18 protein-coding genes and 1 tRNA gene are annotated in these 23,194 nt (G+C 68.6%); 10 read left to right on the top strand and 9 right to left on the bottom strand.

All coding sequences use genetic code 11. From position 1 onward, the window contains the following. Window positions 1–76: 76 nt before the first annotated feature. From addB to V5G24_RS16545, 5 genes are all read left to right on the top strand, one after another. A complete protein-coding gene (addB, locus tag V5G24_RS16565; protein WP_394081020.1) occupies window positions 77–3,121 on the top strand; it encodes a double-strand break repair protein AddB in 3,045 nt (1,014 codons plus the stop codon). After that, the gene (gene addA, locus V5G24_RS16560) at window positions 3,118–6,657 is read left to right on the top strand and encodes a double-strand break repair helicase AddA (protein ID WP_394081022.1); all 3,540 of its coding nucleotides are present in this window, start codon (window positions 3,118–3,120) and stop codon (window positions 6,655–6,657) included. The genes addB and addA overlap by 4 nt, the downstream gene beginning before the upstream one ends. A 108-nt stretch (window positions 6,658–6,765) precedes the next feature. Beyond that, on the top strand, window positions 6,766–7,086 hold the full coding sequence (gene trxA / locus V5G24_RS16555) for a thioredoxin (RefSeq protein ID WP_348847818.1): 321 nt from the start codon (window positions 6,766–6,768) through the stop codon (window positions 7,084–7,086). 104 nt (window positions 7,087–7,190) lie between these two features. Then, window positions 7,191–7,742, top strand: a complete 552-nt coding sequence (locus V5G24_RS16550) for a MarR family winged helix-turn-helix transcriptional regulator (RefSeq protein WP_394081024.1) — start codon at window positions 7,191–7,193, stop codon at window positions 7,740–7,742. After that, window positions 7,739–8,677, top strand: a complete 939-nt coding sequence (locus tag V5G24_RS16545) for a DMT family transporter (RefSeq protein WP_394081026.1) — start codon at window positions 7,739–7,741, stop codon at window positions 8,675–8,677. Before V5G24_RS16550 ends, V5G24_RS16545 begins: the two co-directional genes overlap by 4 nt. Window positions 8,678–8,702: 25 nt before the next feature. Here the strand turns inward: V5G24_RS16545 and V5G24_RS16540 are convergent, their stop codons facing one another. From V5G24_RS16540 to def, 4 genes are all read right to left on the bottom strand, one after another. Continuing rightward, window positions 8,703–9,035 carry a hypothetical protein gene (locus tag V5G24_RS16540; RefSeq protein WP_394081028.1) on the bottom strand — a complete coding sequence of 111 codons (333 nt, stop codon included), beginning with the start codon at window positions 9,033–9,035 and terminating at the stop codon, window positions 8,703–8,705. A 146-nt stretch (window positions 9,036–9,181) separates the two neighbouring features. Further along, window positions 9,182–9,919: a tRNA pseudouridine(38-40) synthase TruA gene (gene truA / locus V5G24_RS16535; protein WP_394081030.1), complete on the bottom strand. Its 738-nt coding sequence runs from the start codon at window positions 9,917–9,919 to the stop codon at window positions 9,182–9,184. A 5-nt stretch (window positions 9,920–9,924) separates the two neighbouring features. Then, complete coding sequence (gene fmt / locus V5G24_RS16530; RefSeq protein ID WP_394081032.1) at window positions 9,925–10,848, bottom strand: methionyl-tRNA formyltransferase; 924 nt, start codon at window positions 10,846–10,848, stop codon at window positions 9,925–9,927. A 256-nt stretch (window positions 10,849–11,104) separates the two neighbouring features. Beyond that, window positions 11,105–11,623 carry a peptide deformylase gene (def, locus tag V5G24_RS16525; RefSeq protein WP_394081034.1) on the bottom strand — a complete coding sequence of 173 codons (519 nt, stop codon included), beginning with the start codon at window positions 11,621–11,623 and terminating at the stop codon, window positions 11,105–11,107. Window positions 11,624–11,703: 80 nt separating this feature from the next. Between def and V5G24_RS16520 the strand changes: the two genes are divergently transcribed. The 4 genes from V5G24_RS16520 (at window position 11,704) to V5G24_RS16505 (ending at window position 15,237) form a co-directional block, all read left to right on the top strand. Further along, window positions 11,704–12,963: a DNA recombination protein RmuC gene (locus tag V5G24_RS16520; protein WP_394081036.1), complete on the top strand. Its 1,260-nt coding sequence runs from the start codon at window positions 11,704–11,706 to the stop codon at window positions 12,961–12,963. A gap of 130 nt (window positions 12,964–13,093) precedes the next feature. Beyond that, window positions 13,094–13,975: a bifunctional DNA-formamidopyrimidine glycosylase/DNA-(apurinic or apyrimidinic site) lyase gene (gene mutM, locus V5G24_RS16515; protein WP_394081038.1), complete on the top strand. Its 882-nt coding sequence runs from the start codon at window positions 13,094–13,096 to the stop codon at window positions 13,973–13,975. Window positions 13,976–14,111: 136 nt separating this feature from the next. Further along, a complete protein-coding gene (locus V5G24_RS16510) occupies window positions 14,112–14,885 on the top strand; it encodes an enoyl-CoA hydratase (protein ID WP_394081040.1) in 774 nt (257 codons plus the stop codon). A gap of 265 nt (window positions 14,886–15,150) precedes the next feature. After that, window positions 15,151–15,237 (top strand) — tRNA-Leu (locus V5G24_RS16505). A 423-nt stretch (window positions 15,238–15,660) separates the two neighbouring features. Here V5G24_RS16505 and V5G24_RS16500 read toward each other — a convergent pair. From V5G24_RS16500 to V5G24_RS16490, 3 genes are all read right to left on the bottom strand, one after another. Then, complete coding sequence (locus tag V5G24_RS16500; protein WP_394081042.1) at window positions 15,661–17,643, bottom strand: ABC transporter permease; 1,983 nt, start codon at window positions 17,641–17,643, stop codon at window positions 15,661–15,663. Next, window positions 17,640–18,728, bottom strand: coding sequence for a quaternary amine ABC transporter ATP-binding protein (locus V5G24_RS16495; protein WP_394081044.1), 1,089 nt, complete (start codon window positions 18,726–18,728; stop codon window positions 17,640–17,642). The genes V5G24_RS16500 and V5G24_RS16495 overlap by 4 nt, the downstream gene beginning before the upstream one ends. Before the next feature lie 78 nt (window positions 18,729–18,806). Continuing rightward, the gene (locus tag V5G24_RS16490; RefSeq protein ID WP_394081046.1) at window positions 18,807–19,745 is read right to left on the bottom strand and encodes an ABC transporter substrate-binding protein; all 939 of its coding nucleotides are present in this window, start codon (window positions 19,743–19,745) and stop codon (window positions 18,807–18,809) included. A 306-nt stretch (window positions 19,746–20,051) separates the two neighbouring features. On the opposite strand from V5G24_RS16490, the gene V5G24_RS16485 reads away from it, so the two are divergent. Beyond that, a complete protein-coding gene (locus V5G24_RS16485; protein WP_394081048.1) occupies window positions 20,052–20,870 on the top strand; it encodes a helix-turn-helix transcriptional regulator in 819 nt (272 codons plus the stop codon). 3 nt (window positions 20,871–20,873) lie between these two features. Here the strand turns inward: V5G24_RS16485 and V5G24_RS16480 are convergent, their stop codons facing one another. Together V5G24_RS16480 and V5G24_RS16475 are read right to left on the bottom strand one after the other, a co-directional pair. Next, the gene (locus V5G24_RS16480; RefSeq protein ID WP_394081050.1) at window positions 20,874–22,118 is read right to left on the bottom strand and encodes a D-arabinono-1,4-lactone oxidase; all 1,245 of its coding nucleotides are present in this window, start codon (window positions 22,116–22,118) and stop codon (window positions 20,874–20,876) included. A 22-nt stretch (window positions 22,119–22,140) separates the two neighbouring features. After that, entirely contained in the window at window positions 22,141–22,908 is a 768-nt protein-coding gene (locus tag V5G24_RS16475) for an SDR family NAD(P)-dependent oxidoreductase (RefSeq protein ID WP_394081052.1), read from the bottom strand. Window positions 22,909–23,194 lie beyond the last annotated feature (286 nt).

Below are 23,194 nucleotides of genomic sequence, written 5' to 3'. Positions count from 1 at the left end.
CCGCTTGCGACTCGCTGGCCCAGCGTGAAAGGTGGAACGGCGCGCGCGCCAAGCGTCGCGCCTTCCTCGGGTGGTCATGACGCAGGTTTTCTCCATCCCCACTTCGGCGCCGTTCCTGCCCACGCTGGCGCGCGCCTTGCTGGATGGGGAATTGGTGCCCGGTTTCGCGCCGCGCGGCGATCCGCTGGCGCTGGCGTCGGCGACGCTCTATCTGCCCACCCGGCGCGCGGGACGCATGTTCGCGGACGCCTTGCTGGAGGCGAGCGGCGCCGACGCCCTGCTGCTGCCGCGCATCGTGCCGCTCGGCGATGTGGACGAGGACGCGCTCGTGTTCGCCGAGGAAGCGCCTTTGCTCGCGCCGCCGCGCGCGGTGGCGAGCGTGCACCGGCGGGTGGCTTTGGCCGCTCTGGTGGAGCGCTGGCGCGATGCCTTGGCCGAAGGGGCGGGGCAGGCGGCGGTGGCGGCGGGCCCGGCGGCGACCGTCGCGCTCGCCGATGAACTCGGCCGCCTGTTCGACCAGATGAGCACCGCCGGCGTCGCCTGGTCGCGCCTGGATGGCCTCGCGCCGGAGGAGCATGACCGCTATTTCGAGATCAGCCTGGATTTTCTGCGCATCGCCCGCCGCGCCTGGCTCGCCCATCTGGACGCGCTGGAGCTGGTGGAACCGGCGGTGCGGCGCGATGTGCTGGTGGGGGCGGAGGCGGCGCGCCTCGCCCGGCTCGGGAGCGCGGCGGGGCCGGTGATCGCCGCCGGCTCCACCGGCTCGCTGCCGGCCACCGCGCGGCTGCTGGCCGCCATCGCCCGCTTGCCGAAGGGCGCCGTGGTGCTGCCGGGCCTCGATCTCGACGCGGAAGACGACGCCTTCGCGATGCTCACCGCGCCGGCGACGCTGGCGCCCGACCATCCCCAATACGGCCTTGCCCATCTGCTGCCGCTGCTCGGCGTCGCCCGGCGCGATGTGGTGGAACTGGGGCCGCGCGGACCCAGCGGGCGCGAGCGGCTGCTCAGCGAGGCCATGCGGCAGTCGGAAACGACCGACCGCTGGACCTCGCTCGCGGCCCGCCTGCCGGACGCCGCGCGCGATGCCGCGCTGGAGGGGCTCGCCCTGGTCGCCGCCGCCGATCCGCGCGAGGAGGCGCTCGCCATCGCCTTGGTGCTGCGCGATACGCTGGAGCGTCCCGGCGAAACGGCGGCGCTGGTGACTCCGGACCGCGACCTTGCGCGCCGGGTCGCGGCCGAGTTGAACCGCTTCGGCCTGTCCATCGACGATTCCGCCGGCGTGCCCCTGGCCGAGACCGCCCCCGGCCGGCTGGCGCGCCTCGTTGCGCGGGCGGCGGCGGAGGACTGCGCGCCGGGGCCGCTGTTCGCGCTTCTGACCCATCCCATGGCGCGGTTCGGGCTTGATGCGGAGGCAAAGCGCGCGGCGGTGGCGGCGCTGGAGCTGATCGCCCTGCGCGGTCCGCGCCCGCGCGCGGGAATCGCCGGGCTGGCGGCGACGGTCGCCGCTTTCGCGCCCGATACCCTGCGCGATGGCGATCCACGCCGCCGCGTCGATGATGCGGGCATTGCGGCGGCGTCCGATCTGGTGGCGCGGCTCGGCGCGGCGCTGGCGCCGCTGTTCGCCTGCACCGGAAAGGCGCCACTGCCGGATCTGGTCGCCGCCCATCGCGCGGCCCTTTCGGCCATGGCCGGCCCGCTTGATGCCGAAGACGCGGATCCCGCGTGCGCGGCGCTCGCCCTGGCCTTCGAGGAGATCGCCGCCGGCGCCGCCGACGGCCCGGCGCTGCGGCTTGCCGATTATGCCGAGACCGTCACCGCTCTGTTCGCCGACCAGATGGTGCGTCCGCCCCGGCAGGCGCAGGAACAGGTGCGCATTCTCGGCCCGCTGGAAGCGCGGTTGATCCATGTGGACCGGATCATCCTCGGAGGGCTGGTGGAAGGCGCATGGCCGCCGCAGACCCGCACCGATCCCTGGCTGAGCCGGCCCATGCGCAGCGAATTGGGGCTCGATTTGCCGGAACGGCGCATCGGCCTGTCGGCCCATGATTTCGTGCAGGGGTTCGGCGCGCGCGAGGTGATCCTGACCTATCCCGGCAAGGTCGCGGGCACGCAGACCGTCGCCTCCCGTTTCCTGCAACGGCTCGCGACCGTGGTGGGCAAGGAGCGCTGGGCCATGGTGCGGGCGCGCGGCGAGGGCTGGCGGGTTGCGGCGGCGTCGCTCGACCGGGGCGCGAGCGTGCCGCGTGCGGAGCAGCCGGCCCCCGCGCCGCCGCTGGAGCTGCGGCCGCGCCGGCTCAGCGTCACCGAGATCGAAACCTTCCTGCGCGATCCCTATTCCATCTTCGCGCGCCACGTGCTGCGCCTGCGGCCGCTCGATCCGCTGGATGCGGCGCCGGGCGGGGCGGAGCGGGGCAGCGCGTTGCATGAGGCGCTCGGCACCTTCACCGCCGCTTTTCCCGAGGATTTGCCGCCGGACGCACTCGACCAGCTTCTGGCCCATGGCCGGGCGGCGTTCGCGCCGCTCGCGGTCTATCCCGCCGAGCATGCGGTGTGGTGGACCCGGTTCGAGCGGGTCGCCGGCTGGGTGGTGGCGTTTGAGCGCGAGCGCCGCGCGGGGCTGCGCCGGGTGGTGCCGGAAGTCTCCGGCCGGCTGGACATCGCGCTGACGCGCGGGCCGTTCCGCCTCACCGGCCGCGCCGACCGCATCGAGCTGCGCACGGACGGGCGATTGGCCATTCTCGACTACAAGACTGGCTCCGTGCCGAGCACCCGCCAGGGCGCGACCTTCTCGCCCCAATTGCCACTGGAAGCCGCCATGGCGGCGCGCGGCGCGTTCAAGGATGTGCCGGCGGCCGAGGTGGAGGATTTCCGCTATGTGGAGCTGAAGGGCGGCGCCGAGCCCGGCCGCGAGAAGCCGGGCGTGCACAAGGAGACCACGGCCACCCAGATGGGCGAGGATGCGCTGGCGCGGCTGACCGAGCTTCTGCTGGCCTTCGAGGACCCCAACCAGGGCTATCGCGCCCTCGCCGCGCCCCAATGGCGGGGACGCTTCGGGGCTTACGATCATCTGGCGCGGGTGCGCGAATGGGCGCTCGGCGGCGGCGAGGAGGGCGAGGCATGAGCAGCCTCGGTCCGGGCGCGGCCACGCAGGTCGCCAATGCCGCCAAGGCCGATGCCACCCGCCGGCAGGGTGAGGCGTCCCATCCCCAAAGCTCGGCCTGGGTTTCGGCCAATGCGGGGTCGGGCAAGACCCATGTGCTGGCGCAGCGGGTGATCCGCCTGCTGCTCTCAGGCACGCCGCCGGGCCGTATCCTGTGCCTCACTTATACCAAGGCGGCGGCGGCCAATATGGCGAACCGCGTGCTCGATATTCTCGGCCGCTGGGTGGGGCTTTCGGACGCCGAGCTGAACGCCGAACTGGTCCGCATCGACGACCGCCCGCCCAATGGCGATTTGCGGGCCCGCGCGCGGCGGCTGTTCGCGGCGGCGCTGGAAACGCCGGGCGGATTGAAGATCCAGACCATCCACGCCTTCTGCGGCGGGCTGCTGCATCGCTTTCCCTTCGAGGCCGGGGTCGCGGCGGGCTTCTCCGAATTGGACGATGCCGGCCGGCTGGACCTGATGGCGCGCATTCGCGCCGAGCTGATCGTCGAGGCGACCGGCGCGCCCACGGGCCGGCTGGGACAGGCGCTCGCCGCGCTCATCGAAACCCTGTCGGATGCCGGCGTCGATGCGCTGCTGGAAGCGGCGGTGGATGCGCGCGCGCTCATCGAGCCGCTGGGCGGGGATGCGGACGCGCGGCGCGCGGCGGTGGCGCGGGTGCTCGGCGTGGCGCCGCAGGAGACGCCGGAGCGCGTCCGGCGGGACATGCTGGCGAGCCCGCATCTGGTCCGCAGCGAATGGGCGAGCATCGCCGCCTGCCTGCGCGAGGGGGCAAAGACCGATCAGGCGTTGGGTGAACAACTCGCGCTCGCCGCCGTCGCCAGCTCCGAGGCCGAGGCTCTGCCCGCCTATCTGGGCGTGTTCCTCACCGACAAATACGAGCCGCGCGCCGCCTCGCGCTTTCTCACGAAAGGCTTGCGCGGCCTCTATCCCGAGCTGTGCGAGAGGCTCGACGCGGAGAAGGAGCGCATCACCGGCCTGCTGGATCGCCTGCGCGCGGCGGAGACGCTGGCGCGCACGGACGCCGCCTTGACCCTGGGCGCGGAAGCCTGCCGCCGCTATGCCCGCGAGAAGGCCCAGCGTGGCCTGCTGGATTTCGACGATCTGATCGGCCGCACCGCCGAATTGCTGAACCGGGTGCCGGCCTCCTGGGTGCATTTCAAGCTCGATCGCGGCATCGACCATGTGCTGGTGGACGAGGCGCAGGACACGAGCCCGGAGCAATGGAAGGTGGTCGAGGGCCTGATCGCCGATTTCTTCTCCGGCGAGGGCGCCCGCGAGGGGCTGACGCGCACCCTGTTCGTGGTGGGCGACGAGAAGCAGTCCATCTTCTCCTTCCAGGGCGCCGATCCGCGCACCTTCGGCGACATGCACGCGCGCTTTGCCGGCGCGGCGGGGCCCAAGGATTTCCGCAATGTGCGCCTGCCGCATTCCTTCCGCTCGGCGCCCGGGGTGCTGGAGGCGGTGGACCGCATCTTCGCCGCGGAGGCGGCACGGCGCGGCCTCACGGGCGACAATGCGCCCCCCGTCCATGCCGCCATCCGCGCCGATGCGCCCTCTTTGGTGGAGGTGTGGCCCACCACCGTGCCGGCCCCCAAGCCGAAGGTGGACGATTGGCGCCGGCCGCTCGATGCGGTGCCGGCGGACGACCCGGTGAACCAGCTCGCCCAGCGCATCGCCGCTTTCGTGCGCGCGGGCATCGCGGAGCGCCTCGCCATTCCCTCGCGCGCCGGGCGGGCCATGCAGGCGCGCGACGTGCTGGTTCTGGTGCGCCGGCGCGGGCGGCTGTTCGAGGCGGTGATCCGGGCGCTGAAGACCGCCGGTCCCGGCGTGGACGTGGCCGGCGCCGACCGCCTCGTGATCGCCGACCATATCGCCGCGCTGGATCTGATGGCGCTGGGCGATGCGCTGCTTTCGCCCGACGATGATCTCGCCTTGGCCAGCGCGCTGAAAAGTCCCTTGTTCGGCTTCACCGACGAGGATCTGATTTTGCTCTGCCCACCGCGCGCCGGGCGGCTCGGTGATGCGCTCGCCGGCGCGGCGGCGCGGTTTCCCCATTGGGCGGTGGCGGCGGCGCGGCTCGAACAATGGCGGGAGGAAGCCCCGCTGCTGCGGCCGTTCGATTTCTATGCCCGCGTGCTCGGCCGCGACGGCGGGCGCCGCGCCATGCTCGCGCGCCTCGGGCCGGAGGCGGCGGACGTGCTGGACGAATTCATGGCGCTCGCCCGCACCTATGAGAGCACCGAGCCGGCGACGCTGGCCGGTTTCCTCGCCTTCCTGCGGCGCGGCGGGGCGGAGACCAAGCGCGACATGGAAAGCGGGCGCGACGAGGTGCGCGTCATGACCGTGCACGGCGCCAAGGGCCTGGAGGCGCCGGTCGTGATCCTCGCCGATACGGTGGACGTGCCGAAGTCGCGCACCGCCGGCGGCCTGTTGCCGGTGCCGGACGGGGCGGGCGGCATCGTTCCCATCCTCGCCGGGCGCAAGGACGAGGGCCCCGCGGTGCTGGGGCTCGCGCGCGGCGCGGCGCTGGAGCGCGAGCGCGAGGAATATCGCCGGCTGCTCTATGTGGCGCTGACGCGGGCGGAGGATGCGGTGATCGTCTGCGGCGCCGAGACCCGCCTTCCCGGCAAGGACAAGGCACATGCGCGCCCCGAGGGCTGCTGGTACGACCTCGTGCGCGACGCGCTCGCCGAGGAGGCGGTGGAGGTGGAGGCGCCGTACGCGCAAGGCCCGGTGCTGCGCTGGCGCAAGGGCGAGGGTTTTGCGCCCGCCCACGCCGCGCCGTCGGAGTCCGTGGTCGAGGGCGCGCAGAGCACAGGGGGCGCCGCCGCGCCCGCGCCTGTCCATATATCGCCCTTGCACGCTCCCCCCGTCACCGCCGCGCAGCTTCGGCCCTCCCATGCGGAGGAGCAGGCGCCGCGCCCCGCCGCGCCGGGGCCGCGCCCTGCCTTGGAGAGCGGCGGGCTCGATCCGATCCTGCGGGGCGATCTCATCCACCGCCTGCTGGCCGGGCTGGCGGGTCTTGAACCGGCGATGCGGCGCGATGCGGCGCACCAGCTTCTGCGGCATGTCGCCTCTGCCTTGCCGGCCGAGACCCATGACATTCTCGCAGCCGAGGCGCTGGGTGTGTTCGACCATGCCGGGCTCGCGGAGCTGTTCGGCGCCGGCAGCGTGGCGGAAGTGCCCATTGTCGGCCGCTGGATGGCGGCCGGGGAGAGGCTGATTTCGGTCTCCGGGCGCATCGACCGGCTGGCGGTGCGGCCCGATCGCATCCTGCTGGCGGACTTCAAGACCGATTCGACACCGCCGCGCCTGAGCGCGGAGATCGGCGGCGCCTATGTTTCCCAACTTGCCATTTATGGCGAGGTGCTGCGGCGCGCCTTTCCCGGCCGGGCGGTGGAGGCGATGGTGGTCTATACGCGCGGGCCGGTGGTTCATTCCCTCGCCCCCGAGACGCTCGCCGCCGCCCTGGCGCGCAGCACGGGTCCTTGACCCTCCGGCAAGGGTCACGAGGGCGCGACTTGCCTTGACGGGAGGGGGAGGGGCTACCTACGTTGGAGCCATATCGGGATTCCCCCTTCGCCCCCTTCGAGGTGTGCCATGGCCGTTGAAAAAGTATCTGATCAGAGTTTCGAACAGGACGTCCTCAAATCCGGCGAGCCTGTTGTGGTGGATTTCTGGGCCGAATGGTGCGGCCCCTGCCGCATGGTTGGCCCGATCCTCGATGAAGTGTCCGGTGAGCTGACCGGCAAGGTGAAGATCGTGAAGCTGAACGTGGACGAGAATCCCGAGACGGCTTCGAAGTATGGAATCATGTCGATTCCGACCCTGCTTCTGTTCAAGGACGGCAAGATCGCGTCCCGCCAGGTGGGCGCTGCCCCCAAGGCGAAGCTGGTGCAGTGGATGACCGCCGCCATCTGAGCGCGGTTGTCTGTCCCTGAAAGAGGCCGGCCTTGCGCCGGCCTTTTTTGTTGCCCGCCTTCGATCCGCTTGACAATTTACATTCATGCTGAATACATATGTATATGGAACAAGCTCAAGTCGAAAATCTCCTCGGCGCCATGTCGCTGGCCCTGGCCGGGGCGCAGGAGGAGGCCGCGCGCAAGGCCGCAGGCCTCGGGCCGAGCGGGGCCGCGGCCCTGGTGGTGATCGGATTTTATCCCGACACCAGTATCGGCACGCTCGCGGGCATATTGGGGCTGACCCATTCGGTGGTGGTGCGCCTGGTGGAAGGGCTCGCCGCGGACGGATTGGTGGAGCGCGCCGCCGCGCCCAGCGACCGCCGGCAGGTGGTGCTGCGTCTGAGCGCGGCGGGGCGCGCGCGCCATGCCGCCATCCTGGAGGCCCGCCGCGCTGCCCTGGCGCAGGCCCTGGCACCGTTGGATGCGCAGGACGTCGCTCAGTTCGGCGCGATGCTGGCAAGATTGCTCACGGGACTCACCACCGGCCGGTTGCAGGCCGACCACATGTGCCGCCTGTGCGACGAAAACGCCTGCCCTGGAGAGCGTTGTCCCGTTGAATGCGAGGCAGTGCGCATCAGCGGCATCGGGTCCCCGCTCCGTGCGCCCGCCCCATGACGGGCGGCGACGCGGCGCTGCCGCGCCCACACATCCGAACGCCGGCGTTCGGCATCCTCGCCGTCGTGGCGTCCGCCGCCTGTTGGGGGCTGGCAACCGTCCTGTCGAAGGACGTGCTGCACACCATAGCGCCCTTCACCCTGCTGGCGATCCAATTGGCGGGCAGCGTCGGCTTCCTGGCGGCGGTGTTCCGCGCGCGGGGCGGCCGCCTGCCGGGGGTCGGGTCGGGGCTGTCCGTCGCCTGGCCCGGGCTGCTCGAACCCGGCCTTGCCTATGGAGTGAGCGTGCCGGGCCTTGCGCTGACCAGCGCCACCAATGCGACCGTGCTCAGCACGGCCGAGCCAGTGCTGATCTGCCTGCTGGCGTTCCTGCTGCTGGGTGTGCGGACCTCCGCCTGGGTGCTTGGCTGTTCCGCTTTCGCCATCCTCGGAGTCTTGTTCGTCACCGTGTTCGGCACCGGCGACCTTGGCACCGGCGACCCGGGCACGGGCGACCTGCGTGGCGACGCGCTGGTGTTCGTCGGCACCGGGTTTGCGGCGTTGTATGTGGTGGCGTCGAGCCGCATGGTCGCCGGCCTGCCGACCCTCACGCTCGCGCTCCTTCAGCAAACGCTTGGGCTGCTGTTCGCGCTGGGGCTGCTGACGGTGGCCCTCGCCACGGGGTGGGAAGAATGGCAGGTGCCACCGCTCGGGGCGGTGCTGGTCGCGGTGCTGACCGGCGTGGTCCAATATGCGATGGCCGTGTGGCTTTATCTCACGGCGCTACGCGACCTGCCGGCACCCGTGGCGGGCGGGTTCCTGGCCCTCATCCCGGTGTTCGGCGTGGCCGGAGCGGTGCTGCTGCTGGGCGAGCGCCTCGCGCCGATGCAGATGCTCGGCTGCGCCCTGGTGGTCGCGGCGATGGCCGCGATGGCCGCGCGAGGCGGCCATCGCTGACCGAAAGCGTCGATAAGGCTTGCGCTTACACCTCGGCGAGGGTGCGCACCGCCAGCGCGCGCCACAGATCTCCACGGCCGGGGGCGAAAGTGTTCAGCCGGTTCGCCTGCGCCTGCGCGGCGGCACCGTCGCGGAACGGCCAAGCCTCATCGACGAAAAAGGCCGCGCCAGGGATGATGACCGGCGTGCCCTTCGAAGTATCCACCGTCTCTTCGCCATCGAAGAACAACCAGCTGGAGGGCGCCGCATCGGCCACGCGGGCGACGACGAAATCCGTGTCCCGCACGGTTGCGCGGGCGCGGAAGCCGGCGCGCCGCAGCAAGGTCCGGTCGAGAAGAGGCAGGCTGAAATTCATCATGGTCTCACGCACCTGAGGCGAAACGCACTTTTCCGCCTTCTGACCGAGATAAATGCCGGCGCACCGATTCTGTTCCCTTGCCGCTCAGGCCATGGTTGCAGGCCAGCCCCGCGCCACACACAGGCGCGGCGGCTTGCCCCCCGGGTTCAATAGCTGACGGCGGCGAGATACAGCCCCGCGGCAGGCGCCATGGGGCCGCACCGGCGGCGATCGCAGGCGGCGAGCGCGTCCGCCAGATCCTCGGCGCTCCAGCGTCCTTCGCCCACCCGCAGGAGAGAGCCCACCATGGAGCGCACCTGGTGGTGCAGGAATGAGCGGGCGGAGGTGGTGACGCGGATTTCCTCGCCGATCCGCGCCACGTCGAGCTGGTCCAGGGTTTTGACCGGAGAGGCGGCCTGGCACTCGGCGGCGCGGAAGGTGGTGAAATCATGCTTGCCCAGCAGGCGCTGGGCGGCGACATGCATCGCCTGCGCATCGAGCTTCTGGGCAATGCGCCACGCCCGGTCGCGCTCCAGGGCAAGGTCGGGCCGCCGGTTCACGATGCGATAAAGATAATGCCGCTTCGTGGCCGAGAAGCGCGCGTCGAAATCATCTCCCACCCGCTCGGCGGCGAGCACCGCCACCGGATGGGGCCGCAGATGGGCGGTGAGGGCATCGCGCACCACGTCGGTGCGCCAGTCGCGGGCAAGATCGACGTGGGCCACCTGTCCCGTGGCGTGAACGCCCGCATCGGTGCGCCCGGCGCCGGCCACATGGGTGCGGGTGCCCGTCAGCCGCTCCACCGCCTCCATCAGCACGCCCTGGACGGTGGGAAGATTCGCCTGGACCTGCCAGCCGGCGAATGCGGTGCCGTCATATTCGATGGTGAGCTTGTAGCGGGGCACGGTGCTCAGCCGAGCCGCGTGCCGGCGGACAGCGCGTTGCCGCGCAAGAATGTGTCCGCGCCCATGGGTTGCTTGCCGGCCTTCTGCAATTGCACCAGCCGCACCGCCCCTTCGCCACAGGCGATGGTGAGGCCATCGTCCAGCACCTCGCCCGGCGCGCCTACCCCCTCGGCGAGGGTGGAGCGCAGCACCTTCACCCGCGCTTCCTCCTCGCCCAGCGGGAACCAGGCGCCGGGGAAGGGGGAAAGCCCGCGAATCTGGTTGTGCACCTCGCGTGCCGGCCGGCTCCAGTCGATCCGCGCTTCGCTCTTGGCGATCTTGGCGGCATAGAGGACACCATCCTCGGTCTGGGGCGTGAAGTGCAGCCCGCCCCGCTCCAGGGCCGCCAGCGCCCGCCCCATGAGGTCGGCGCCAAGCACCATCAGCGCGTCGTGCAATTCGCCGGACGTCATGTCCGGGCCGATGGCGACGCGCTCCAGCAGGCCGACCGGGCCGGTATCGAGCCCGGCTTCCATCTTCATGACGGCGATGCCGGTCTGCGTGTCCCCCGCCATCACCGCGCGCTGGATCGGCGCCGCCCCGCGCCAGCGCGGCAGCAGGGAGGCGTGCAGGTTCAGGCAGCCGAGTTCCGGGGCATCCAGGATCGGCTGGGGCAGGATCAGCCCATAGGCGACCACCACCGCCACGTCGGCCTTCAGATCGCGCATCTGCTGCGCCGCCTCATCGGTGCGCAGGGTCTTGGGCGTGAGCACCGGCAGGCCGAACTTTTCCGCCACCGCATGGACCGGGGAAGGGGTGAGGTCGAGCCCGCGCCGGCCGGCGGGCGCCGGCGCGCGGCTATAGACGGCGACCACCTCATGGCCGCGCGCGACGATCTCGGAAAGGGTCGGCACAGCGAAATCCGGCGTGCCCATGAACACGATGCGCATCAGTATCGTCTCCGCCGCCGCCCCGCGCCGGGCGATGCGGCAGGCTGTGGTTGGGACCTCGCGCGAACGGATGCGCGGCGGCGGTCAAGGACTCTCGGGTCCACCCGCTTGCGGCGGATGGGCCCATCTGTCGCGGTCGACCCCGGGAGGGGCGGTGGAAGGGACGGGGCGCGGCCATGGCGACGACCGCCGTGCCAAGGTCGAGAATGCAGCCCTAGGAGTGCGGCACGCAGGGGCGCAACCCTTGGGTGAATTCTTACCCCTCGGCCTCCCGGCGGGCGGCCTTGGCGAACTTCTTGGTCACACGGTCGCGCTTGAGCTTGGACAGATGGTCGATGAACAGCACGCCGTTCAAATGGTCGATCTCGTGCTGGATGCAGGTTGCGAACAGGCCGTCCGCCTCGGTCTCGACGGTCGCGCCCTCAAGGGTCTGGAACCGCACCGTCACCCGCGCCGGCCGCTCGACCTCCTCATAATATTCCGGGATCGAGAGACAGCCTTCGCTGTAAACCGAAAGTTCGTCCGAAAAGGCGATAATTTCCGGATTGATCAAGGCGAGAGGCTTCTTCTCCTCACCTTCGCGCGTGGCATCGAGGGTCACCACGCGCCGCATCACGCCCACCTGCACCGCCGCGAGCCCGATGCCGGGCGCGTCGTACATGGTCTCGAACATGTCGGCGACCAGCTTCTTCACCTCGTGATCGATCTTGGCGACCGGTTCGGAGATGAGCCGCAGCTTGGGTTCCGGGATGATGAGGATGGGGCGTATGGACATGAAACGCAGATAGGCGAAGGTCCGCGCGGCGTCAACATGTTCGCGCTTTGTTCGGTGCAAGAATCGGGTTATGGAAGCTGATGAGCGAAGTGCTGTTTTTTCTCGCAGGTCAAGCCATAACCGCCGGCGCCGCGCTCGCCGCCATCGCGGGCGGCGTTTTCGTCTTGCTGTTACTGATGCTCTTGGCCTCCAGGCGCACCGCCCGCCAGCGCGCCGACGAGGCGGATGAGGCCGCCGCGCGGGCGTTGGAGATGGAAGCGCGGCTGCGCGATCTCGCCCGCATCCAGGCGGAAACCTCCGGCCGGGTCCAGACCATGGCGGAAGTGCTGGCCCAACGCCAAAGCGAACTGGCGCGGGCGGTTTCCGAGCGACTCGATTCCACCTCCCATCGTCTGGGCGAAAGCTTCAACATCTCCGCCCGCGCCACCCACGAAAGCCTCACGAAGCTCGCCGAGCGGCTGGTAATGGTGGAAAAGGCGGAAAAAAGCCTGACGGATCTGTCGTCCCAGGTCATTTCACTGCGTGAGACGCTCTCCAACAAACAGGCGCGCGGCGCTTTCGGGCAGGCCCGCATGGAGGCGATCGTCGCCGACGGACTGCCCCGGGGCAGCTTCGCCTTCCAGCACACGCTGTCCAACGGCCGGCGGCCGGACTGCGCGATCTTCCTGCCCGGGGATACCCGTCCGCTGCTGGTGGATTCCAAGTTCCCCCTGGAAGCCGTCACCGCCTTCCGCGAGGCGCCGACCCCCGAACGGCGCAAGCACGCCGCCGCGCGGCTCACCCAGGACATGATGAAGCACGTCAATGATGTGGCCGAACGCTATCTGGTGCCGGGCGAGACGCAGGACATCGCGCTGATCTTCGTGCCGTCCGAATCCGTCTATGCCGAGATCAACGAGAATTTCGACGATATCGTCCAGCGCGCCTTCCGCGTGCGGGTGGTGCTGGTCTCGCCCTCGCTGCTCATGCTGGCGATCCAGCTGGTTCAGGCGATCTCCAAGGATGCGCGCATGCGCGAGCAGGCGGACCACATCCGCGCCGAGGTCGGCGCCCTGGTGGCCGATGTCGGGCGCCTGCGCGAGCGGGTGGGCGAACTGTCGCGCCATTTCGGCCAGGTGGGCGAGGATGTCTCGAAAGTGCTGATCTCCGCCGACAAGATCGCCAAGCGTGGCAATAGGCTCGAGCAGCTGGAATTCGAGGTCCCGCCGGTTCCCTCCCACGCAAGCCCCGCGCAAAATGGTGGGGACGGCGCCGGCGCGATCCTCGGGGCAGGTCCGGGCACGGGCGCGGCGTCAACGCAGCCTTCGCTGCGCCTCGGCCTCCACGGCGCCGCCGAATGAGTGCACGCGGGCGGGTGTGCGCGGCCATAATTGCACCTTGCGTCGCCGTGCCGCGCAGGTAGCTTCATCGGAGCGTCACGAATCGAGGCGGATGTCTGGACCACCAGCCCCGCGGAGTGCAAAGGAAAAAATGCCCGAATTACCCGAGGTGGAGACCGTCCGCCGCGGTCTTATGCCGGTGTTGCAAGGGGCCGTTATCGAATCCGTGGAAGCGCGCCGGCCGGACCTGCGCTGGCCCTTGCCGGACAGCTTCGCCGAGCGCCTCGCGGGCCGCCGCGTGGAGGCTGTCGGGCGGCGGGCGAAATATCTCCTCGCGGACCTCGACGGCGGTGAGGTGCTGGTGGTGCATCTCGGCATGTCGGGTTCGATCCGCATCGAGGGCGGACCCAATGTGCGCCGCCCGGGCGGCTTCCATTATCCCCGCGGCGAAGCAGGGCCGCACGACCACGTTGTGCTCCACCTCTCCAGCGGCGCGACGGTGACCTTCAACGATCCCCGGCGCTTCGGCGCCATGCTGCTCGTGCCCTATGACCGGCTGGAGAGCCACCCGCTGCTGCGCAACCTCGGTCCGGAGCCGCTGGGCAATTTCTTCCACGCCACCCATCTGGCGCGGGTTTGCGCGGGCCGCCGGTCCAATCTGAAGGCGACGCTGCTGGACCAGAAGATCGTGTCCGGGCTGGGCAATATCTATGTCTGCGAGGCGCTGCACCGCGCCCATCTGTCGCCGCGTCGCCTCGCCTCGACCCTCGCGACCAAGGCCGGCGGCCCGACCGTGCGCGGCGAGCGGTTGGTGACGGCGATCCGCGATGTCTTGCGCGAGGCCATCCAGGCCGGCGGATCGAGCCTGCGCGATCATCGGCAGGTCAATGGCGAACTGGGTTATTTCCAGCATGCCTTCCGGGTCTACGACCGGGAGGGCGAGCCGTGCCCGACGCGCCATTGCAAGGGCACGGTGCAGCGCATGGTGCAGGGCGCCCGCTCGACCTTCTTCTGCCCCTCCTGCCAGCGCTGAGCGGCGCGCACCACCCGCGCTCCTGACCGAATCCGTCAGGCGCGCGGGCCGTTCCGGGCATTGGGCGCCTCGCGCTGGAGTGCTACAGCAGGGGCGCCGCGTGCGCTTCAAGCTCGCGCGCGAGGGAGGATGAAGAATGGCGTATGAGACCATCCTGGTGGAAACCCACGGCCGTGTCGGCCTGATCCGTCTGAACCGGCCGCAGGCCCTGAACGCGCTCAATGCGCAGATCATCAGCGAGCTGAATACGGCGGTGGATTTGTTCGAGGCGGACCGCGAGATCGGCTGCATCGTCCTGACCGGCTCGGAGCGCGCGTTTGCCGCCGGGGCCGACATCAAGGAGATGAAGGACTTCACCTATCCCGCCACGTATCTGGATGATTTTATCACCTCCTGGGAGCGCCTCTCGCGCGCCCGCAAGCCCGTGATCGCGGCGGTGGCCGGCTTCGCGCTCGGCGGCGGGTGCGAACTCGCCATGAGCTGCGACTTCATCCTGGCGGCGGATACGGCCAAGTTCGGCCAGCCGGAAATCAAGCTCGGTGTCATGCCGGGTGCGGGCGGCACGCAGCGCCTCACCCGTTTCGTGGGCAAGGCCAAGGCCATGGAAATGTGTCTCACCGGCCGCATGATGGGCGCGGAGGAGGCCGAGCGCGCGGGCCTCGTCTCGCGCATCGTGCCGGCGGCCGAGCTGGTGGACGAGGCGCTGAAGGTCGCCGCCACCATCGCCGCCATGTCGCTGCCGGTGGCCATGATGACCAAGGAAAGCGTCAACCGGTCGTACGAGACCACGCTTTCGGAAGGCATCCGCTTCGAGCGCCGGGTGTTCCATGCCCAGTTCGCCTTGGCGGACCAGAAGGAAGGCATGGCGGCCTTTTCCGAGAAGCGGCCGCCTAATTTCACCAATAGCTGAGACGTTTGCGCCGGGCGGGGCAGTGACGTGCCGCCCGGCGCCCGCGTCGGGCGGCTTGGCGCGGCCCCGGCAGGGGTCTTGCCCCAGCCTCGGAGAATCAACGGCCGCTGCGCATTGCGGCGGCCCGGTGCGCCGGGCGTTGGAAAGTTATCCACCGCAGGAACGCTGATCCGGCAATCTTTCTTGGCCAGCTGCATGGAAGGCGTTGACAAGGCGGGACCTCGCCCCTTATGTCTCGCCTCCTCTCGACGGCCAAGGCCTTCGAGCCCAGGTGGCGGAATTGGTAGACGCGCTGGCTTCAGGTGCCAGTGGCTTAACGGTCGTGGAGGTTCGAGTCCTCTCCTGGGCACCACCCAGTTTTAAAGATAAGCCGCCTCCGGGCGGTTTTTTTTGTGGCTGGAGCCGGGCGCGTTTTCCCTTGCGATGCTGTCGCCGGGCAGGCTGGGGTGGCCGGAAATCGCCGATGCTCAATGCCCGGGAACTGATGGCGGTGGACAGCCTCAGGACGGGACGGGAAAAGCGGGGCGCGCCGGCCGGCGGCAGCCCGGTTTCATCGGGGCCTCGCGGCGGCCGAAAAACATGTGCGGAATTTCGCAGAATCTGCGGTGCCATCGCCCAAAGACCCGCGGTGAGGCCTCTCTAGACCACAGTTCGTCCGCGCTAACCTATTGTTTCACGTGAAACATTTTGGCGTGCTGTGCGGGCCTGCGGGCAGTTTCGCAAAATCCCGCACGTGGAATCATCGCCCCTCCAAGGGAGCGGCGATGATCTTGGTTCAGAGCCCCATCTGGGCTTTGCGGGCGGCGACCCAGCGGCCGATCATGCGGTCCGTCAATATGCCGAGGAAGGCGATGGCGAGGCCGGCCGAGAGGCCCTTGCCGGGGTCGGCCTGGGAGATCGCCACCTGGATCTGCTTGCCGAGATCATTGGTGCCGACGAAGGAGGAGACCACCAGCATGCTCAGCGCCATCATGATCACCTGGTTCACCCCCAGCATGATCTCGGGCAGGGCATAGGGCAGCTCCACCTTCAGCAGGCGCTGCATGGGGGTGCAGCCGGCCATGGTTCCGGCCTCGGTGAGGCTGGGCGGCACGCGGCGCAGGCCGTGGTCGGTGAAGCGGATCGCCGGCACCAGCGAATAAAGCACGATCGCCACCATGGCCGAGACGTCGCCGATGCGGAACAGCATCACCACCGGCAGCAGATACACGAAGGCCGGCATGGTCTGGAGCGTGTCGCACAAAGTGCCGAGCATCTTATGCAGCCGGTCGGAGCGGCTGCCCAGCACCCCCAGTGGCACGCCGATGAGAATGGCGATGATCGCCGAGATGCCGCACAGATAGATGGTGGTCATGCCGCGCTCCCAGAGCCCGGCCACCGGGATGAAGGCGATCAGCGCCATCATGCCGATGGCGAAGCGCCAGCCGCCGAGCCGCCAGGCGCCGGCGCCCACCAAAGCGATCAGCGCAGGCCAGGGCATGCCGATGAGTGCCTTCTTCACCGGCAGCAGCAGGTTCAGCAGGATGAAGGTGCGGAAGGCCTCGGCGGTGGTGAACAGATGGGTGTTCACGAAACTCACCACTTCCGACCACATGCTGCCGGTGGAGACGCGCCAGTCGCGCGGCAGGACCTCCAGTTCAGGTATGGCGAATGACAGCAGGGTGAAGCCGAGCAAAGCGGCGAGCCCGGCCCAGACATAGCGGCGCCGGACCACAGCTGCATGTCCGTGCACCGGCCGCAGTTCCACCACCGCGCGGCTCATGCGGTCGAGCACGATGGCGAGCGCCACCACGGCCATGCCGGCTTCCAGGCCCTTGCCGAGACCGTTGGGCTGGCGCAGGGCGTTGAGCACGTCGAAGCCGAGCCCGCCGGCGCCCACCATGGCGGCGATGATGATCATGTTGAGGGTCAGCATGATCACCTGGTTGACGCCGATCAGCAGGTCGTCCCGGGCCGAGGGCACCAGCACCTTCCACAGCGCTTGGCGGGTGGTGCAGCCGGTCATGCGGCCGAGTTCGTCCAGTTCGGGCGGCACGGCCTTCAGCGCCATCATGGTCACGCGCACCATGGGCGGCATGGCATAAAGAATGGTGGCCATGAGGCCGGAGACCGGGCCGACGCCCACGAGGAAAATCAGCGGCACCAGATAGGCGAAGGTCGGCACCGTCTGCATGAAGTCCAGCGTCGCCACCACGGCGGGCTGCGCACGCGGGGTCCGGAACGCCCAGATGCCCAGCATCAGGCCGGAGAAAACGCCGAACGCCACCGCCAGGACCACCTGGGAGAGCGTCACCATGGCGCTGTCCCATTGCCCGAACAAAGCGATGTAGCCGAAGCCGAGCGCCCCAAGCGCCGCGAGGCGCATTCCGCCGAGCATATAGCCCCAGATGCCCATGGCGCAGATGATGCCGGCCCAGGACAGGCGGGGAATATGGAAACCGTTCTCGCCGAACGTGAAGCCGGTGGAGAAGATCGCCTTCGGCACCTGAAGCGCAGCGGCGAAGAGGGACGCGACGAAGCGCGTCATGTCCTTGAAGGTGAACAGGCCGAAGCTGAGATCCCGCACCAGCCAATAGAGGAAGGCACGCAGCCAGTCGGAAACCGGCACTACCCAGGCGGTGGGATAGCTCAGCGCCCAGCGAAAGCTGTCCGGCGCGGCAAGCGGCGCCACCAGCAAAGCGGTGACGACGATGGCGATCAGCCAGCCGGGCGAGAAACGCACGCCCCTGCGGGCGGGCGCGACGGCGATATCGCTCATGCCCGCGCCCCGCTGACCAGAACCTCGATGACGTCGGCGCGCTGAAGCTTGCCGACCAGCGCCCCGGCTTCGTCCACCACCGCGAGCGGGGCGGTGCTGTCCACGGAGAGGGCGGCGACTTCGGCCACGCGGGCGCTCGCGCTCACCGCGCCGCCGAGATGCTCGCCTTCGCGCGCCGGCACGGCAATGCTGCCGACCCGTAGCACCTTGGCCCGCGAGACGTGCTTGGTGAAGGCGGAGACATAATCGGACGCGGGGGAGATCACGAGTTGCTCGGGCGTGCCGACCTGGATCACCGCGCCGTCCTTCATGATGGCCACCCGGTCGCCGAGGCGGATCGCCTCGTCGAAATCATGGGTGATGAAGACGATGGTCTTGGAGAGCAGGCGTTGCAGCCGCAGGAATTCGTTCTGCATCTCATGGCGGATCAGGGGATCGAGGGCGGAGAAGGGCTCGTCGAGGAACCACAGGTCCGGCTCGACGGCGAGGCTGCGGGCGATGCCCACGCGCTGCTGCTGGCCACCGGAGAGTTCGCGCGGGTAATGGCCGGATTTCTCCCCGAGCCCGACCAGCTCGATCACCTTGAGCGCCCGCGCCTCGCGCTCCGCCTTGCCCATGCCCTGCACTTCCAGCGGGAAGGCCACATTGCCCAGCACGGTGCGGTGCGGCAGCAAGGCGAAATTCTGGAACACCATGCCCATCTTGTGGCGGCGGAGCTGGATCAGCTCCTCGTCGGTCATGCGCAGCAGGCTCTTATGCTCGAAGAACACACCGCCGGCGGTGGGCTCCACGAGGCGCGACATGCAGCGCACCAGCGTGGATTTGCCCGAGCCGGACAGGCCCATGATGATGAAAATCTCGCCGCGTCCCACTTCCAGCGTCACGTCGCGTACGGCGGCGAACAGTCTTGCCTGGCGGATGTCTTCGGCGCTCGGGGTTTCGTTCGCCTGCATGAAGGCCGCGGCGCCGTCGCCATAGACTTTCCAGAGGTTGCGGCAGGTGAGCGCCACCGGGCGCTCGGCGGGGGCCAGGGTCTTTGCTGCGAAGGGCGGCGCGACGGTGGCGGCCTGGGAGGCTGCGGCCATAAGCTCTCATTCCAAGATCAAAAGGGAAAAGACGCCGGCCCCGCGGGGCCGGCGGTTCACTGCCTCAGGCGAGGGCGCTCAATACTGGCCCTTGTGATCGGCCATCCACTTGGCGACCACGTCGTCGATCGACTTGCCGTCCACGTCCACGGCCTTGACCATCAGGTTCAGCTCGGGACCGTCGACCTTGAAGTCCTTCAGGGCCTTGTAGGCGTCGGGCCACTTGGTCTTGGCCTTGGCGGAGATGTACTTGAAGATGTCGCCGTGCGGCTTGCCGCAGTCGAAGGCGAGATCGGGATTCACGCCCCATTTCGGGTCGGTGTAGCAAGCGTCGGTATATTCGGGGAACTGCACCCATTCGCCCTCGAACACCGAGGGCACCCAATGGGGCGAATACACCCACAGGATGATCGGCGCTTTGCGCTCATAGGCGGACTTCAGCTCGGCGAACATGGCGGCCTCGGTGCCGGCGTCGACGGCGACGAACGGCAGCTTGAGGGCCTTGATGCGCTCCGGGTCGTGTCCGCCCCAGGTGGCTTCCATGCCGAGGTAGCGGCCCTTGGGCGCGGTCTCGGGCACGGCGAAGGCTTCGCCGCACTTCAGCAGCGCGTGCCAATCCGGCAGGCCGGGGCACTTCTCCTTCATATACATGGGGTACCACCATTCCTCCTTGGCCTTGGGGCCGAGGGGGCCGAGATTCTCGGTCTTGCCGGTGGCATCCGATGCCTTCATGGCGTCGCCCGCGGTGGTCGCCCACAGCTCCGACATGAAGGTGATGTCGCCATTTTCCATGGCGGTGAGGCCGGTGAGATAGTCAATGGTGACGTATTCGACCTTGTCGCCCTTGGACTTCACGATCTCGCCCGCGATGTGGGAGGTGATCGCCTGGCCGGTCCAGTCGTGCAGGGCGATGATGATCGGGTCCTTGGAATCGGCGGCATAGGCCGCAGGTGCGCCCGCCAGGGCGGACACCAGCCCGCCGGCGACGACCGCAGCTTTCACATATTTACCCAGCATCTGTTGTCCCCTTGGTTCAGATCGTCGGATGCCACGCGAGCTATCGCGGCTCACGGTCGTCGAGGCTCGCCGACATGGCCCATGCAATGCCTGGGCCGTTGTGTGGGGGAGGCGGGCGGCCTGCTCTGACGGCCTGCCAATCCCCGGTTCGAGCCTTCTGAAGGGGATTGTTCGCGCTCGATCGGAGGCGAGCCATATCCCTAAAGGGGTATGTCGCCCCCTCTTTGGGCGAAGATTTTTTTCTTCTCACGCAAAAAGGCCCCGTTCTTGCAAGGCCGGAAAGGCCAGGTGAACGGAGGGCAGAACGTGTTCACTCCCGAAAAGACGGCGCGTTTGATCGAGCATATCGGCGAAGAGAGCCTCATCCAGGTTCTGGATGAGATGCTTTGCGAAGTCGTGAGTTTTGATTTCTCGACGATATTCGCTTATCCGTTTGGGCGTCGCCCGCTGTTTCTGCACGATGGATACCAGCATTACGCCTCCGCGCAGGCGCTCGATGCCTATCTCGGCGGCACCTATTTGCTTGACCCTTTTTATACCGCTTGCACGCATGGCCATACGTCCGGCCTCTGGCGCATGGCGGAACTGGCGCCGGACGATTTCTTTTCGTCCGATTTCTTCAATTCAGCCGAGGTCCATCCCTGCGTGTCCATGGAACCGGGCGCGCTGGTGGAGGAAATCGGCTTCATCGTGCCGCTGCGGGGCGGCAGCTCGACGGTCTATTCGCTGATGCGCATGCGCGGGCACGCGGCATTTTCCGATGCCGAGATGGAGATGCTGCGGGCCACCGAACCGGTGGTGCGGCAGACGCTGCGGAGCCATTTCCGCTCGCTGGAAGATTTTCCGGTACCGCGGCAAACCCTTATGGAAGCGGCGTTCGAGCGGTTCTGCGAGAGCAGCCTGACGCACCAGCAACGGCGCATCGTGCAGCTCATCCTGCGCGGGCATTCCAGCACCTCGATCGCCGAGATCCTGGAATTGTCGGAGGGCACGGTGAAGATCCACCGCAAGAACATTTATCGGCGGCTGAACATCTCCAGCCAGACCGAATTGTTCAACCTGTTCATCCAGGACATGAACCGACGCCCGATGGTGGTCCAGCGGGCGGCATCCGCGCGGCTCTGAGGGTCAGGCGAACAGCAAGGCCAAGTGATCGTTGAGGAACATGCCGTCCGGGTCGAGCTTGCGGCGCAGGTCGCGGAAGGCGTTTGCCTTGGGATAGAGCGCGTCCACATCCTCCCGGTTCATGAAGTGCAGCTTGCCCCAATGGGGACGGGAGGCATATTGGCGCAAAATCGCGTCCACCTCCCGCAGATAGGGCCAATAGGCGATGCCGGGCCCGCCTGAAACGGACACGGTCACGCTGTCCTGCTCATAAAATGGGCTGATCCAGCCTTTATCACTGGCAGTAAAACGGTATTCCAGAGGATAAATGCAGTCGAGGTGCTTGGCCTGCATCAGCGCGCGCACCTCGCACAGGGCGTCCTTTCCCTTTTCCAGCGGCACCGCATATTCCAGCTCGTGGAAATTCGGCACATATTCGATGGGGTAGATTTCCGAGGAATAGGCGATGCGGTCGAATTCGCCTTCGGCCGCTTCCGGCGGCTCGTCGGTGATGTCCATCACTTTCATCTCGCACACGTCGGAGAGTTTCGACGTGGTTGAGACCGGGGCGGTATCGGGCAGACAATAGAGATGGCGGCTCTCCGGCGTCGGGCACCAAAAGAAGCCGAAATGGCGATGCTCGGCCGCCAGCGCGTCGTGATTTGCAAGGCACGTCTCGAAATCGTCGCGCCACAGCCGCTCGCGCAGATTATAGGCGTCCATCACCTGCAGCGTGACTTCGCTGATCACCCCGAACAGGCCGATGGAAACCCGCATCGCATTGAGCAGGTCGGGATCCTCGTCGGTCACTTCCAGGATCTCGCCCGACGGCTGCACCAGCCGCATGCCCACCACCTGCGAGGCGAGATTGCCGAGCTTGATCCCAGTGCCGTGGGTGCCGGTGGAGAGCGCGCCGGCAAACGCCTGGGTGTCGATGTCGCCCTGGTTGGTCAGCGAAAGACCCAGCGCTTTCAGCGCGCGGCCGGCATCGCCGATCCGCGTTCCCGCCGCGAGCGAGACGCGCTTGCGCGCCATGTCCACCTTGCGGATGCCGGCCAGCTTTTCCAGCGACAGACGCAATCCCGGCGTTGCCACCACGGGGGTGAAGGAATGGCCCGAGCCGGCGACCCGCACCTTGAGACCGCGCCGGCCCGCCTCCGCCACGAGGGCGCACAATTCGTCCTCGCTCTCCGGCACCGCGGCGTGCTGGGAAATGAACGATTGATTGCCGACCCAATTGTTCCAGTGGCCGCCGGTTCCGAGTTCCATGATCTCCCCCTCACTTCGCCCTTCACATGGCGGTAAAGCAATTGTCCACGAAAAGATGCGTGCCGCTGACGAAGCTTGCATCATCGCTCAGCAGGAACAAGGCGGCTTTCGCCACCTCGTCCGGCCGGCACAGCCGGCCCTGCTGGGCGGCGAGGGCGGCGTCGGAGACGTCGATGCCGTAGCGCGTCAATTCCTCCACCTCGCGGATGCCGTGGGGCGTGCGGATGAAGCCGGGGCACACGGCGTTGCAGCGGATGTTGCGGTCGCGGAATTCCACCGCGATGGCGCGGGCGAACATGTGGCAGGCGCCCTTGGTGGTGTCGTACAGCACTTCCATGGGCGTGCCCGCCACCGCCGAAATGGACGAGGTGCAGACGATGGCGCCGCCGCCCGCCGCGATCATCCCCGGCAGCACCGCCTTGGTCATCAGGAACATGCTGCGCACGTTGATGCCCATCAGGCGGTCCCATTCCTCTTCCGTCGTGTCGAGGAAGGGCTTCACCACCAGCGTGCCGGCATGGTTGAACAAAGCGGTGATGGCACCGAAGGACGCCTCCACCTCGGCGACCGCCGCCGTCACGGCCGCACTGTCCGAGACGTCGGCGGCGGCGAACATGGCCTGTCCGCCGGCGGCATTGATCTCCTGCGCCAGCGCCGCGCCCGCGCTGCCCGGCAGATCGACGATGGCGACCTTCGCGCCTTCCTGCGCGAACAGTTCGGAAGCGGCGCGCCCGCATCCCCCGGCGCCGCCGCTGACCAAAGCGACGCGCCCGGAAAGACGCCCGCTCATCGGGAAACGCGCCATGCCGGAGCTTGGCCGGCGGCCCTGCGCGCCCGCGCGGCTTCGCGCGGCTCGCCTGTGTATCCTTGTCCCATCCGGTTGCCTCCTCGCACCGCGTCCACGTCCGCGGCAGATCGTGCGCGCATTGTTCGAGCATGGGGCAAGGGTGCCCATATCCCCAAAGGGATAGGGGCGGGAAACGAGTCCGCAGCGCGGGGAATCTGCTATAGGCGAGGGCGGAACCCGCGGGGATGGCGGGGAACGGCCGCCTCGGCGCGCGGCCTCGCAGACCGGA

Source organism: Roseixanthobacter finlandensis (assembly GCF_043195105.2).
Taxonomy (GTDB): Bacteria; Pseudomonadota; Alphaproteobacteria; order Rhizobiales; family Xanthobacteraceae; genus NCEH01.
Note: the sequence above shows the minus strand (reverse complement) of the source record. Positions and strands in the feature narration are given on the sequence as shown.